The organism is Burkholderia anthinoferrum, from assembly GCF_002925705.1.
Lineage (GTDB): Bacteria > Pseudomonadota > Gammaproteobacteria > Burkholderiales > Burkholderiaceae > Burkholderia > Burkholderia semiarida.
On record NZ_LFZP01000037.1, the window covers coordinates 102,400 to 116,555 of the forward strand.

Below are 14,156 nucleotides of genomic sequence, written 5' to 3' on the forward strand. Positions count from 1 at the left end.
TCTCGCGCCGGAATTCGAGCGGGTGATTCGGGATGCCTTTGCGGCCAATCCTCTTTGGTGCTTCTGTTGTCAAAGTAGTCCCCGCTACTTGAAGTGGTGGGGACTACTTTGGCAATTTCTGGTCAGGCCGTCGAGACGGTGCTGGAGACTCGCTTACTGCAGACCGGACGCCACACCGGATCGGGCTCGCACGCCTGCTCACGGTCCACAATCCGGCATGTAAATCCGAGCTAAGTCGATCACCGAGGTGACACTAGTCTCCGACCTGCGTAGCGGTGCTGCCAATCAACATGCAACCGCATTCGGTGTGGTGGCCATGTAGCGCCACACGCTCGCCGCCAATTGTCAATGTTGGATGTGCTTCAATGATCTTGTTAATGCCGTGCGATTTGCCATCGGGATATTTCTCTGGGCAGTCAACGAGATCATGCAGACGAGCAATCGCCTTACCTCCAATCGTATGGATATCCGAGCCGCTGATCACGCGCCCCCCATGCGATGTCATATCTCCGACCACGATGATAGCTAGTGCCATTTTGCACCTCAACAAAGTTGAGAACGAGTTTCTGCGTGTTGTCTGGACAGAGGTGCGCGTGCATCAATCACCTTCTTGATTGGATTCCTCGTCGGGATAAGACGGGTAGGCGTTTGCTATCCTACCTTTGATGTAGGCTATGCGGCCGTTATATGCTTTCATCAAACAAGCGTTATCACTACAGGAATTCCGTACTGTCCTGATCCAGTTGATTTGATTCAGTCTCACTGGATCTTGGTATGAAATTTCTTTCGAATTGGTCAGCATCATCGCAACGTAGCCACGATTGACGGTCGCATCGAGTTTAATCAGATCTGGATTCTTGCATATAAGGTGTTCGACATTCGTTGCGGCTTTACTGCAGTCGAAACTTTGCTCCGCATTTGCTGGCGCATGGGTCTGACGCGCGAAGGCGTACGCCCAAGAACCGTCGAGCAACACCATCTCGTCCTGCGATCGATAGATCATCGCGGATCGGAGGCCCGAGCAGAGCGGTGCGTCGACATCACCCAGAATATAGGTATCAGTCAGCGCCGCGCCTTTCGCATGGAACTTCGCGCTCAGAAAGGCATTGAATTTGTCTCTGGAACCGAACGAGTGAGAGATGACCGGGTCGACATAGAAGTTCATTTTCTTGTCGATCTTTACGTTGCAACTGTGCCCGGTGTAATGAAGTGCAAACGCACTGTCATCGAAAGTGAGAAAAGCTGCGGTCTGGGGATTGACCGGAAAGGGCAACTGGTGTGTGTCATGTCCTTGTTCGAACTGCGCTGCACCTATCATTCGATATATTTCCTCGGCCGATGCATGCGCCGGCCCAAAGACCACCGACATCAGGAGGATTAAGCTCAGTGTGATTTTCTTCATAAAAAAAGAAATCGTTCGTTTAATGGTTTGAATTGTAAGTGCCAAGGCAAAACATGTCGTGCTCTCGTTCGCGGCGCGTCTTGTTTTCGATATCCAGGAATTCGACAGGTGCTCCAGTGTAGTCACCGTTGTTCAGTTTACGACACAGACTTGGCGCTTTGCTCAGACTGCCCATGTTAAAGGCGAGCGAGACCAGTGCATCGTACTCGTGCTGGTAGAGGGGTACACTGATCGCATTCTTGACACGACCTTCGATCACCGCGACATCGTTGTCAAAAAGTGTCTGAGCCTCAGCAACGGTTATCTTGCTCGACATTGCAATGTACCCGTTCGCCGCACAACTGCTTTCGGCAATCAGGTGACCCCAGCCAACCGTGCAGTAGCCCTTACTGTCGTTGTAATAGTAAGTATTTGCCTTCGCAGTGTCATAGTGCACACCCTCCCACCCCTTGATAAATGCCTTGCCTTGATCCGAAATTTTCAATTGCGCTATCGGGATCCGTTGACCAGTAGGCTTGAGCGGAGGGGCATCGAGAAATGTCGCCTTGTAGCCCTCCTGCAGAATCGCAAGCGAATCGATCAAGTCGCTGCGACGCTGGAACGGAGCGGCCAACGATGATCCGTTCAGTTTCGAGTGGGGATCGAATCCGAGAGCGCCCGAATACGTCTCGAAATGGAGCATCGACACATTTTCGCTTCCGACGACATGCAGCGGGGTACCGTTGCCCTTCAACAGCACTCCGCTGTTAGCAAGAACTTGCCCCTGGCTTACTGTGTCTCCGATTTTCACCTTTGTGGACGATGGATCGACTTCGCCGTACAAAGCGATAAACTCTCGGCCATCAGAGGTCTTGTGATGAATACTGATTTGCCAAGTTTGGCAATAGAAAAATTCGCATTTGATAACAACACCCGGTGCAATCGCTACGATCGGAGTGTGTGCCTGCACGTAAAGGTCGCGGGCCGCATGCTTCCGACCGCCAGCGCGATTCGCACCAAATCTTGCTTGATCATGACCACCGCCATGTAAAGGTTTGGTCCATGTATAGTCCGACGACGTCGTTCCGTATACGCCACCCTCGTCATTTAGCGGGCGGGTTTGTATCGGAAAAATTATAGGTGCAGCGCCCTGACGAGGTACCGAAGTCGGCGCTCCGCTATCGTTGTTCGGATGATCGTTCTGCGGTGGGCTACCCGGTGGATTTGGTTTCTTTGGCGTCGGCTCATCCGATTTCCGAGTCTCGGCCGGGGGGACCTTCAATTTTTGGCCTACGACGATGAGGTCTGATTTCAGTCCGTTCACCCGCTTGAGCAAATCAACGCTCGTATGATATTTCTTCGCGATTGTCGTCAGATTGTCGTGCGACTTGACAACGTAAGTGCCGCGCCAGTAATTGCCTTTCGCCGTATCGTCGACTTTGGTCGGCAACTCATGCTTGGTCTTCGGACTGGTCAGATTGAAGTAGGCCTGGGACAGAGACGCGTTCAAACGCGCGACTTCCTTCATCGTATCGCTAGTCCAACGCTTCACATGCACAGATAGCGCAGTGCCCATTTGAACCGAGAACCGGATGGCACCCTCCGCATTTGTCGATGCGGCGTGATAGACCTGATTCGCGCGGTCTTCCATACCCTTGATCTCGATTTTCAAATCCTGGATCGGTCGGCCAAAGTGATCCTTGAAATAGACCGTTACGGCGGACAGAGGATCAGTGTTGGTATTCGGGGCGGTCATGAATTTTCCGGATTGGCTCGAATGGCGTTCAGGCGCTGTGATTGACGTAATGGTCCGGATCGTCTGGAGTAGCTTCGCCGGAATCGCTGGACGATGGGGCTACCGATTCGACTAGCCAGGACCCTTGAGTGCCGACGAGTACCTGGAGGGTCTCGGGTTGGTCGGTCGTCAAGCGTGGCGTGCGACCATGCTCATCGAGAGTACCCTGAGCGACCACCTCACCATTCTCCCGTCGCGCCGTATATTCGACCTCGCCGAATTCTCTCTGCCAGTAGATATCATAGACATCGAGTCGGTTGCTGAATGCTTTGGGCATGTCAAAACCGGGTACGACGACAGGTAGCGACTTCGGGCCCGGCAGCGCATGGTTGCCTGCATAGGCGGTCCATTGCGCGGGCGTACCATGCTCGATTCCTGCACCGCTGATTCGGATATAGCTACCGCGCGCGTTGAGCAGGATTTCCTCGGCGGCGGTGATCTCGATCCGACGCTTTGCGCTGATCAGTTTCAGAACCTGATCGGCGATTATTTCGACATTATCCGACTGCGCCTGGATTTCTACCTTACCCTTTGCTGCGAATAGCTTCATCCCCGCATTCTTAACGAATAGGCTGACTTTTTCGGCCACGCTTGCGATCAATGATTTCCCTGCAGCCAGATGCGTGCTTTCACCGCTGACGATATTTACATGCTGGTCAGCCGTGATCTGCGTCGACTGTTGCGTTGATGTCGCGATACCGGCCGGGCTCGCGAACAACATGATCGGGGCCTTGAAACCGTTCGCACTGCCGGTACCGCCACCGGCGGTGCGACCTCCGGTAGAAGTGCCGGCAACACTTGCCTGCGTCGCGTCGGTAAATGCACGCAACGCATCATAGCCTGCGCTGAGACTCTCAGCGCGATGCCCTGCACTTGCATCAGAAAGCGACTGGACAACGCTTTCCGCATTGACGAGCTGGCTGGTCGCGTGACGCGCATCCATGGGCTGTTTGACCGATGCGTCGTAGCTTGAGACGAAAAGCCCCTGCGCCGCACGAATTGCGCCGTGAGCGTCCGATTTCAAATCGAAACCGCTGCCGAGATAGGGGCCGCGGGTGTTACCATCCTGATCGATGAGATAGCCGAGGTGGAGAAGCGTGTTCGAACTGCTGCTGAACAGCCGAACACGATTCTGCGCAGTAGCGTCGTCCAAGACCATCTCGTTGTAGCCAGCACCTGCATACTCTTTCGATCGGTAGCCCGACAGGATGCCATTGCTGTGCCATTGCGGCTGAACGCTCCCGTTGTAAACGCGATGCAGCACGATGGGTCTGTCACAGTCACCTCCGACATAGCCAACCAGCACTTCCTCTCCGACTCTCGGAACGTGTACGCTCCCGTAACCACCGCCCGTATCCGATTGTGCGACTCTCACCCAGCACGAGGCATTCGCGCCCCCCGAACTTTGGCGGTCCCACACGAACATGACTTTGACGCGGTTCAATGCGTCCGTATACACCTCTTCGCCCTGCGGCCCGACGACGATTGCCGTCTCCAACTCCATCGTCGGCTTCTTGTGTTCGAAGGGACTCCGATACGGAACTGTGACACGCTGCGCCTCGACTTCGACCAGATAAAAACCGGCCGAGCCATCTTCATGAGTGACGATCTCACCCGATTGCTCAAACTTTGCCTGTGCTAGTTCGCTCTGCAAGCTATATGGAAAGCTCGCTTCGTGATTCGATAGCGGCAGATTGTTTTCGACGTACCGACGCACTTTGATCGATGCGAATTCTCGGTGCCCGGCTTGATCACGATCGTGCTCAGGATGGCCAGTCAGTACGAAACGGCGGCCGGCATCAATGGCCCGAACGCCCCCCATACCAAGAAATCTCTTCGCTCTCGATTCCCATTCCTCTAGATGAATCTTCGAGAGATGTTCACCGCGATCCCGGTTCAGATACGTGTAGGCGCCGGTATATTCGTAGACTTCCGTCTGTTCCGGCAAATTTCCCTGACCGGCCATCGTCGGCAGCATCGTACCTTTCGGGTTGGCAATAGACGATGGTGCCTTGTAGTCAAACGTACGCGTCGTATGTACGGTACTCTGCAACGTCCGCGAGCCTGCCCATCGCGTAAAAGCATCCGTTTCGCCAGTCGCGCCCGATTTGGAGAACTCGACTGGATTGGGAGATACCTCATCAAGCGAGTAAATGTCATCGGTTACGATGAGCCTGTGTGACTTCCCCTCGTTGTCCTGGCGCCAAAAACCGAACAAGCCTTCTTCTTCCATCAATCGATGGACAAAATTCCAATCGGTTTCACTCTGACGGCAGTACGAGCGCGAGGGTAACGTCTTCAGCAAGGCGAATTCGAATTGTCCCCGCGCTTGTGGATGCGCATTGAATACATCGGTGAGGATGGCGTCAACGCTCTGGTCCTGCCAGTACCGCATATCGCTGCGGAACTTTAGGAAATGCATCCATGAAGCGAAGGCCAACTGATAGCTTGAAAGGCTTCCGTCAGCACCGAGTCTGCGAGCTGTATGAATGTATCCGTTGATCGGTAAATAAGACTTGTTCGCTTGCTGCAACCAAAGGGTCATCGGCTGAGCAATCAACGTTTTGAGCTCAATATCACCTGCTGTGGATACCATGTCGAGCGTGACACCGAAGTCACGGCCAAGCTCGGAGTAAGTCACCGCCCGACGCGGGACAAGCGCATTCTCCGGCAGCGATGGGATGCTCGTCTTGAGCAGGCGATCTTGCTGGATCAGGCCGCCACGAATTGCCTGAGCCACTTCGGTCATGTTCATGCGTTATCCATCTTGTTGTTTTTTGCAAGCCCCAATGGCCTGCGCTCTCACAGGAACGGCTTCCCGTTATGTCGCCGCAATTTTAGCGATACCGACAGGCCTTGAGAATGTATCTTGACCGTGAAAACAATATGATCTGACAAAAATTCATACACTCGTCTGCGAGAGGCCAGGCTTAATGCGCGTAGCGCCGCCATTTATTACTCATTCAACACAATTTCCTTTCATATACATTTCCAAATCGCGGTGTAGTCGAGTGTCCGTGCAATCATGATTCCGGCGGCCGCACCGGACAGATGCTAGTGATGCGGGGGCTCGCGTTTAGACGCAATCGGCGACAGTAAATCGTTAGTGAGAAATTCTCTGAGTCGCGCTTGAGCATCAGCAATAACGTAGGGCGGGGAATTCAGTAATTGCTCATCGCGGAATATGCCAATCGTATCCGTCGCGGCACGCCACGCCCTGTACGCGAAGGCGCGAATATGGGCGCGTCCGATTATCTTGGGACACGCGCACCGGACACCGATCGATGCCGTGGCGCTTGACCCGCAATGCGACTCGGTCGCCGCTCGCCGCTACCGATAAACGGCCCGTGGCTGCACTGGCGGGGCGACAACTAGCGTCCTTGCCCGCCCGCTGCTTTTTCTCGCTATCGCTCATCGTTCGACTCGGAATCAGAGAGCCACAGGTTCGAACCCTTTCGCTCCGACCAAGGAATCAAGGGGTTTCGGCTGTAGCCCCATTTACGTTTACGGGCGCTTTTTTCCTGGCCCTCGAATCGCACACCCGTTTTCCGTGTCCGCGGCAGTACGGCCCGGCACGGACCACCCGCCGCATCGACGCGCCCGCGCCTCCCCACCCAGGCCCGCGCACGGAACTTGCTGGAACACGCGATAATACGTGTGAACAACCCGCAACCGCGCATGAAAAACAACATTCTGGAAACCTCCCTGTGTGCGTCGCTACTCGTGCTTGCGACCACCGCCGGCACTGCGTCGGCGAAAGCGCTCGACGACGCGCTCGACTGCCATTCGACCGGGCACAAGTTCGTCGCGCCGCTGCTCGCCGCCGGCGACATCCAGTCGGAGCCGATGCACGTCGAGTCGAATTCGGTCAATGCATTCCGCACGAACCACCCGCTGACGGCGTACGGCTTCGGCGTCTATGTCGTGCTCGGCTATCAGGCGAACGACCCGATCTTCCGTCCGGGCGACGGCACGCCGATCGGCGACTGGGCCTACGGCGTCGTCGTACGCGGCACGAAGGGTTCCGTGGAGGAAGCCGTACGCAAGGCCGGCAGCGACGCAACCGTCAAGCAGGCGTTCCCGTTCCTGACAGCGATCGTCTGCTCGTCGGATTGAGCAAATCGGCAGCACGACCCCGCCCGCGCGCCTGACGAGCGCCGCCGCGGATCACCCACGACCACCGGGCCTCGAGCGCCTTCCGAGGCCCGCTATCGCCCCCTCACGCGCCGGTATACACCACCCGATACGGAATACCGACCTTCTCCCACTCCGCCGCCTCCTGGCTGAGGCTATAGTCGGTCAACGGGTTCTGCTCGACCCATGCGTTCGGCAAACGCACCTCGTACCCGCCCTTCTTCATCTGCGAAACCGAGATGTCGGGCAGCCCCGCATCGGTCCGGCGCCGGCACAGCAGCGCCGCGAGCCGCAGACAGAACAGCAGCGGCCACTCGACCTCGCGCGCCTGCGACAGCTTGCCGAGCTTGCCTGCATGGCCGAGCACGAGCGCCGCGAGCCGCGCCTGGTCGGTACGCGAAAAACCCGGCATGTCCGCATTGCTCGCGATATAGGCCGAATGCTTGTGATACGCGCTGTGCGAAATCGACAGGCCGATTTCGTGCAACGCGGCCGCCCAGCCGAGGAACATCCGCCCTTCCTCGCGCGCTTCCTCGTCACCTTCCTCGAGCTCGTCGTAGAAACGCACGGCGAGCGCACCGATCCGCTCGGCCTGCGCGCGATCGACGCCGTAGCGGCGCGTGAAACCCTCGACGGTCACCGCCCGCATGTCCTCGTGCTGCGTCCGGCCCAGCAGGTCGTACAGCACGCCGAGGCGCAGCGCGCCGTCGGTCGTATCGACGTAGTCGACACCCAGTTCCTCGAACACCGCCAGCATGATCGCGAGGCCGCCCGCGAGCACCGGCACGCGGTCGGGCTTCAGCGCGATCAGCTTCAGCCGGTTGACGTTCTCCGCCTTGATCAGCGCACGCTTGAGCCGCTCGAGGCCGCCGCGCGAAATGCCGTGCGTGATACCCGGATCGTTGAAGCCGTTCGCCTCGACGAGCTCCGCGAGCGCGCGCGCGGTGCCGGACGAGCCGATCGCCTGGTCCCAGCCGGCCTTCTTGTACTCGCTCGAAATGATCTGGATCTCGCGCTTGGCCGCGAGCTCGGCCTGCCGCATCGTGTATTCGTCGACGTTGCCGGCCGGGAAGAACGTGCGGCTATGGCTCACGCAGCCGATATAGAGGCTTTCCATCACGATCGGCGTGTAGTGCGAGCCGATGATGAATTCGGTCGAGCCGCCGCCGATATCGACGACGAGCCGCTTGCCGGCGCTCGCCGGCACCGAGTGCGCGGCGCCCGCATAGATGAGGCGCGCTTCTTCGCGGCCCGCGATCACTTCGATCGGGAAACCGAGCGCCGCCTCGGCCTCGCCGAGAAATTCGGCGGCGTTCTTCGCGACGCGCAGCGTGTTGGTCGCCACCGCGCGCACATGGTCGGGATGGAAATCGCGCAGGCGCTCGCCGAACCGCTTAAGCGCCTCCCAGCCACGCTCCTGCGACGCGCGGTCGAGCATCTTGTCGCTCGACAGCCCCGCGGCCAGCCGAACCGGCTCGCGCAGCGCATCGACGGGGTAGATCTGGCTGCCGGCCGGCGTTTCCTCGACGCGCCCGACGATCAGCCGGAAGCTGTTCGAGCCGAGATCCACGGCAGCCAGCAAGTGGGGAGTTGTAACCATCAGAAGGGGCTCCGTGCGCGTTCTTCCGCGGCAGCCGTTCCGGCAACCGAGGGCGGTCAATCAAAGGCGACATTTTAAGCGTGGAACGCTTGCCGTTGCCACGCTTGACGGGCATGCACGCCGCTCGATTCCATATAGCCGAAACATTTATGCGACGAAAGGGTTACGGCGTAGAATTTCCGGATATAAAGGCATTATTGTCATCAGCACGTCATCGTACCGTGAGAGTTTCCGAGCGTCTGTTCGAATCATCGCCTGAATTACCCTCTACCCTGCCGATGTCCGTCCGTTACCCGCTTCTCAATCGTGAACTCGGCATCCTCGGTTTCAACGAGCGCGTGCTGGCCCAGGCGGCCGACCCGCATGTCCCGTTGCTCGAGCGCCTGCGTTTCATCTGCATCACCAGCAGCAATCTCGACGAATTCTTCGAAGTCCGGATGGCCGGCCTGCAGGAGCAGATTCGCGACAACCCCGGCGCGCTGACGCCCGACGGCATGTCGTTGCAGCACGCTTACGATCTCGTCGTCGAGCGCGCCCAGCGGCTCGTCCATCGACAGTACACGATGCTGCACGAAACCGTGCTGCCAGCGCTCGAACAGGAAGGCATCTACTTCCACGCGAGCGACACGTGGAACGACGAGCAGCTCGAATGGGCGCGGCGCTACTTCCTCGACGAACTGCTGCCCGTGCTGACGCCGATCGGCCTCGATCCGGCCCACCCGTTCCCGCGCGTGCTGAACAAGAGCCTGAACTTCGTCGTCGAGCTCGAAGGCCGCGACGCGTTCGGCCGCCAGGCCGTGATGGGCATCGTGCAGGCGCCGCGCGCGCTGCCGCGCGTCGTGCGCATGCCGCACGCGCTGTCGGGTTTCGAGCACGGCTTCGTGCTGCTGAGCTCGTTCATGCAGCGCTTCGTCGGCGAACTCTTCCCGCAACTCGTCGTGAAGAGCTGCAATCAGTTCCGCATCACGCGCAACAGCGAGCTGTTCGTCGACGAAGACGAAATCACGAACCTGCGTGTCGCGTTGCAGGGCGAATTGCCCGCACGCCACCTCGGCAATGCGGTGCGCCTCGAAGTGTCGGCCGACACGCCGGCGCACATCGTGCGGCGCCTGCTCGACGAAAGCGAGCTCGGCGACAAGGACTGCTATCGCGTGGCGGGATCCGTGAATCTCGTGCGCCTGATGCAGATTCCCGACCTCGTCGATCGTCCCGACCTGAAGTTCACGCCGTTCACCGCGTCGACCCCCGCGGCAATCGCCAACGCGCCGACGATGTTCGACGCGATCGACGCCGGCGACATCCTGCTGCACCACCCGTACGAGAGCTTCCAGCCCGTGCTCGAACTGCTGCAGCAGGCCGCGAGAGACCCGAGCGTCGTCGCGATCAAGCAGACGATCTACCGCACCGGTACCGACTCGCCGCTGATGGACGCGCTGATGGAAGCCGCGCGCAACGGCAAGGAAGTGACCGTCGTCGTCGAGCTGCTCGCGCGCTTCGACGAGGAAACCAACATCAACTGGGCATCGCAGCTCGAAGCCGTCGGCGCGCACGTCGTATACGGCGTGGTCGGTCACAAGTGCCACGCGAAGATGATGCTGATCGTGCGCCGCGTCGTCGAGGGCGGCAAGGCATCGCTGCGCCGCTACGTGCACCTCGGCACCGGCAACTACCATCCGCGCACCGCACGCCTGTACACCGACTTCGGGCTGATGACGGCCGACCAGAAGATCTGCGAGGACGTTCATCACGTATTCCAGCAACTGACCGGGATCGGCGGCGAACTGACGCTGCACGAACTGTGGCAGTCGCCGTTTACGCTGCATCCGCGCATCATCGATTCGATCCGCGCGGAGATCGACAATGCGCAGGCCGGCAAGCGCGCGCGGATCGTCGCGAAAATGAACGCGCTACTGGAGCCGTCGGTGATCGCCGCGCTGTACGAAGCGTCGCAGGCCGGCGTCAAGGTCGACCTGATCGTGCGCGGCGTCTGCGCGCTGAAGCCTGGTGTGCCGGGGCTGTCGGAAAACATCACGGTGCGCTCGATCGTCGGCCGCTTCCTCGAGCACCACCGCATCTACTATTTCCACGCGGGCGGCGCCGAGGACGTCTATCTGTCGAGCGCCGACTGGATGGACCGCAACCTGTTCCGCCGCGTCGAAGTCGCGTTCCCGATCCGCGATCGCAGGCTGAAGCGTCGCGTGATCGCCGAAGGGCTGTCGGTGTGCCTCGGCGACAACCAGTCGGCCTGGCAGATGCACAGCGACGGTCACTATCGCCGCCGCCGCACCGGCAAGACGATCCGCAACGCGCAGCTCGGATTGCTCGCGAAGTTCTGTTCGTGAGCCGCCGGCGCGATGCGGGTCGCGCGTCGCGTCGGAATGAAAAAAGCAGCCCGCGGGCTGCTTTTTTCAACGCCGGGCCGCTACGCGATCATGCTTCGTAAGCGGCCGGCCGGATCGCGATGACGCGCGAGCCCGGGAACCGCGCGGTGAACGTACTGCCGCGCCCTTCCTCGCTCTGCACGTACAGATGCGCGTCGTGCCGCTGCAGCACGTGCTTGACGATCGCGAGCCCGAGGCCCGTGCCGCCCGTGTCGCGCGAACGGCTGCGATCGACCCGGTAGAAGCGCTCGGTGAGCCGCGGCAGGTCGGCGGCCGGGATCCCGAAGCCGCTGTCCGTGACGGAAAACACGCCCTGCGCGCCGTCGCGCCGCCACGACACGGCGATCTTGCCCCCGTCCGGCGTATAGCGGATCGCGTTCGTGACGAGATTCGCGAACGCGCTGAACAGCTCCGTCTGCGCACCGGTGACCCCGAGCGTCTCGTCGATCGAGAACGTGATGTCGTGATGCCCGTTCGACAGCGTGTTCGCATCTTCCTTCAGATGGTCGAACACCGCCCGCATGTCGATCGCGCGATCGACCGGCGGCTTGCTCTCGCCTTCGAGCTTCGCGAGCACCAGCAAGTCGGTCACGATGTGCCGCATCCGCGACGCCTGCTGCTCCATCATGTCGAGATAGCGCGCGCGATCCTCCTCGTTCAGCGGCAGCTCGCGCATCGTCTCCAGAAAGCCCGACAGCACGGTAAGCGGCGTCTTCAGCTCGTGCGACACGTTCGCGACGAAGTCGCGCCGCATCGCGTCGGTGCGCTCGAGCTCGGTGATGTCCTGCGTGAGCAGCAGCTTGCGGTTCTCGCCGTACGGAAACACCTGCACGGCCAGCACGTTCTGCCGCGAATCGCCCATGCCGCGCATCAGCAGCGTGTCCTCGTAGTGCTGCGCATTCAGGTAGCGGACGAAATCGGGATGACGCACGAGGTTCGTGATGTGCTGGCGCAGGTCACGCTTCGCATCGAGGCCGAAATGGACTTCGGCGATCGCGTTGCACCACTCAATCTGGTCGTGGTCGTCGAGCATCGCGACGCCGTTCGGCGACGCCTGGATCGCCTGGATGAAGCGCGAGTGCTGCTGTTCGACCTGCCGAACCTGCGCATGCCATTGCTTCGCGAGCTTGTGCAGCCGGTAGTAGATCTCGCCCCAGATGCCCGGCGCGCTCGGCACTTCTCCGTAGACCGGCGCATCGAGCAGCCGCCACAGACGCTGCGTATGGAAGGTGCTGAAAAAGCCCTGCGCGACCAGCATCACGACCACGAACACGAGGCCCGCGGTCGGGCCGGCGAACACGCCGACCAATACGCCGATCAGCACGAGCAGCACGAGCGACACCAGAAAGCGCGCCCAGATGATGTTCATGATTCAGCGTCCGAAAGAATGAACGGCATGCCGCGGCACACAGCACGCCCGAGTACGTTACGCGTGCTTGGCGAGACGGTAGCCGCTGCCGCGCACGGTTTCGATCATCGCATCGCAGCCGGCCGGTTTCAAGGCCGCGCGCAATCGCTTGATGTGGACGTCGACGGTGCGCTCCTCGACGAACACGTGGTCCCCCCACACCTGGTCGAGCAATTGCGTGCGGCTGTGCACGCGCTCCGGATGCGTCATGAAGAAATGCAGCAGGCGGAACTCGGTCGGGCCGAGATCGAGCTTGATCTCGCTGCCGTCCCCGTGCGCGGCGACGCGATGCGTGGCCGGATCGAGCCGCAGCCCGTTGATCGACACGACGTCCTCGGTCAGCTGCGGCGCGCGGCGGCGCAGCACGGCCTTGATGCGCGCCATCAGCTCCTTCGGCGAGAACGGCTTCGTCACGTAGTCGTCCGCGCCGATTTCGAGGCCGAGCACCTTGTCCTGCTCATCGCCGCGGGCGGTGAGCATGATGATCGGGATGTGCTTGGTCCGTTCGTTGTTGCGCAGGTCGCGCGCGAACGCGATACCGGACTTGCCCGGCAGCATCCAGTCGAGCAGCACGAGATCGGGCAGCACGTCGCTGATCAGGTTCTGCGCCTGTTCGGCGTTGTACGCGCGGATCGGGCAGTGACCGGCGTGCTGGAGATTCACCGAGATCAGTTCGGAAATCGCGGGCTCATCTTCAACGACGAGAATGTTGCTGGGCATCGGCACCTCTGTTCTTCCTGTACGGAGTCGATTAACTGTTGGCTTCGCGATCGAGCGTGTCGCGCGGCTGGTGCCGCACGTCGGTGCCCTTCACGATGTAGATGATGAATTCGGCGATGTTCTTCGCGTGGTCGCCGATCCGTTCGATCGCCTTCGCGATGAACAGGTATTCGAGGCCGACCGAGATCGTGCGCGGATCTTCCTGCATGTACGACACGAGCTTGCGCACGAACGCACGGAATTCCTGGTCGATCTCCTTGTCGTCCTTGACGATCTGCGCGGCGGCCACCGTATCGAGGCGCGCGAACGCGTCGAGCGCGCGGCGCAGGATCGTCACGGCCATCTCGCCCGACACCTTGATCTCGGCGATGTTGACCGTGCGCGCGGCCGGCTCGTCGATCAGGCGGCGCACGCGCTTCGCGATCTTCTCCGCTTCGTCGCCGGCGCGCTCGAGGTTCGTAATCGTTTTCGAAATCGACATCAAAAGACGCAGGTCACGCGCGGCAGGCTGCCTCCGCGCGATGATGTTGCCGCATTCCTGGTCGATCTCCACTTCCATCGCGTTCAGCGTTTCCTCGGCCGCGATCACCTTCTCGGCCCGCTCGCGATCGAATTCGTTCAGCGCGTGCATCGCGCCGACGATCTGCGACTCCACGAGTCCGCCCATTTCCAGCACTTTCGACGACACGGCATTCAGGTCCGCGTCGAACTGGCTCGACAGATGTTTATCCGACATG

General features: G+C 60.1%; 10 protein-coding genes. 2 read left to right on the forward strand and 8 right to left on the reverse strand.

Annotated elements, in window-relative coordinates; translation table 11 throughout:
* Positions 1-253: 253 nt before the first annotated feature.
* The 4 genes from C5F75_RS12490 to C5F75_RS12505 all read right to left on the reverse strand — a co-directional run bounded on the left by C5F75_RS12490 (position 254) and on the right by C5F75_RS12505 (position 5,931).
* A complete protein-coding gene (locus C5F75_RS12490) occupies positions 254-535 on the reverse strand; it encodes a PAAR domain-containing protein (RefSeq protein ID WP_081066583.1) in 282 nt (93 codons plus the stop codon).
* A gap of 63 nt (positions 536-598) precedes the next feature.
* Positions 599-1,402: a lysozyme inhibitor LprI family protein gene (locus C5F75_RS12495; protein ID WP_230951118.1), complete on the reverse strand. Its 804-nt coding sequence runs from the start codon at positions 1,400-1,402 to the stop codon at positions 599-601.
* A 19-nt stretch (positions 1,403-1,421) separates the two neighbouring features.
* Positions 1,422-3,137, reverse strand: a complete 1,716-nt coding sequence (locus tag C5F75_RS12500; RefSeq protein ID WP_059573859.1) for a glycoside hydrolase family protein — start codon at positions 3,135-3,137, stop codon at positions 1,422-1,424.
* A 28-nt stretch (positions 3,138-3,165) separates the two neighbouring features.
* A complete protein-coding gene (locus tag C5F75_RS12505; RefSeq protein WP_059573860.1) occupies positions 3,166-5,931 on the reverse strand; it encodes a type VI secretion system Vgr family protein in 2,766 nt (921 codons plus the stop codon).
* A gap of 923 nt (positions 5,932-6,854) precedes the next feature.
* On the opposite strand from C5F75_RS12505, the gene C5F75_RS12510 reads away from it, so the two are divergent.
* Positions 6,855-7,292: a hypothetical protein gene (locus C5F75_RS12510; protein WP_060011519.1), complete on the forward strand. Its 438-nt coding sequence runs from the start codon at positions 6,855-6,857 to the stop codon at positions 7,290-7,292.
* Positions 7,293-7,395: 103 nt separating this feature from the next.
* Here C5F75_RS12510 and ppx read toward each other — a convergent pair whose 3' ends face one another.
* Positions 7,396-8,910 (reverse strand): exopolyphosphatase, encoded by a 1,515-nt coding sequence (gene ppx, locus C5F75_RS12515; RefSeq protein WP_060011517.1) that lies wholly within the window; start codon positions 8,908-8,910, stop codon positions 7,396-7,398.
* A gap of 278 nt (positions 8,911-9,188) precedes the next feature.
* On the opposite strand from ppx, the gene ppk1 reads away from it, so the two are divergent.
* Entirely contained in the window at positions 9,189-11,252 is a 2,064-nt protein-coding gene (gene ppk1 / locus C5F75_RS12520; RefSeq protein WP_059573862.1) for a polyphosphate kinase 1, read from the forward strand.
* 88 nt (positions 11,253-11,340) lie between these two features.
* Here ppk1 and phoR read toward each other — a convergent pair whose 3' ends face one another.
* From phoR to phoU, 3 genes are read right to left on the reverse strand one after another with little or no spacing between them, the layout of a single operon-like run.
* Positions 11,341-12,660, reverse strand: coding sequence for a phosphate regulon sensor histidine kinase PhoR (phoR, locus tag C5F75_RS12525; protein WP_059573863.1), 1,320 nt, complete (start codon positions 12,658-12,660; stop codon positions 11,341-11,343).
* 57 nt (positions 12,661-12,717) lie between these two features.
* Complete coding sequence (gene phoB, locus C5F75_RS12530) at positions 12,718-13,419, reverse strand: phosphate regulon transcriptional regulator PhoB (protein ID WP_006750313.1); 702 nt, start codon at positions 13,417-13,419, stop codon at positions 12,718-12,720.
* A gap of 31 nt (positions 13,420-13,450) precedes the next feature.
* Positions 13,451-14,155, reverse strand: coding sequence for a phosphate signaling complex protein PhoU (gene phoU / locus C5F75_RS12535; protein WP_059573864.1), 705 nt, complete (start codon positions 14,153-14,155; stop codon positions 13,451-13,453).
* Position 14,156: the final 1 nt, after the last annotated feature.

Bases quoted from the DNA above. Each gene is read 5' to 3' on its own strand.
- C5F75_RS12505 (WP_059573860.1), bottom strand. From the start codon at position 5,931: ATGAACATGACCGAAGTGGCTCAGGCAATTCGTGGCGGCCTGATCCAG.
- phoR (WP_059573863.1), bottom strand. From the start codon at position 12,660: ATGAACATCATCTGGGCGCGCTTTCTGGTGTCGCTCGTGCTGCTCGTG.
- C5F75_RS12490 (WP_081066583.1), bottom strand. From the start codon at position 535: ATGGCACTAGCTATCATCGTGGTCGGAGATATGACATCGCATGGGGGG.
- C5F75_RS12510 (WP_060011519.1), top strand. From the start codon at position 6,855: ATGAAAAACAACATTCTGGAAACCTCCCTGTGTGCGTCGCTACTCGTG.
- ppx (WP_060011517.1), bottom strand. From the start codon at position 8,910: ATGGTTACAACTCCCCACTTGCTGGCTGCCGTGGATCTCGGCTCGAAC.
- phoB (WP_006750313.1), bottom strand. From the start codon at position 13,419: ATGCCCAGCAACATTCTCGTCGTTGAAGATGAGCCCGCGATTTCCGAA.
- C5F75_RS12495 (WP_230951118.1), bottom strand. From the start codon at position 1,402: ATGAAGAAAATCACACTGAGCTTAATCCTCCTGATGTCGGTGGTCTTT.
- C5F75_RS12500 (WP_059573859.1), bottom strand. From the start codon at position 3,137: ATGACCGCCCCGAATACCAACACTGATCCTCTGTCCGCCGTAACGGTC.
- phoU (WP_059573864.1), bottom strand. From the start codon at position 14,155: ATGTCGGATAAACATCTGTCGAGCCAGTTCGACGCGGACCTGAATGCC.
- ppk1 (WP_059573862.1), top strand. From the start codon at position 9,189: ATGTCCGTCCGTTACCCGCTTCTCAATCGTGAACTCGGCATCCTCGGT.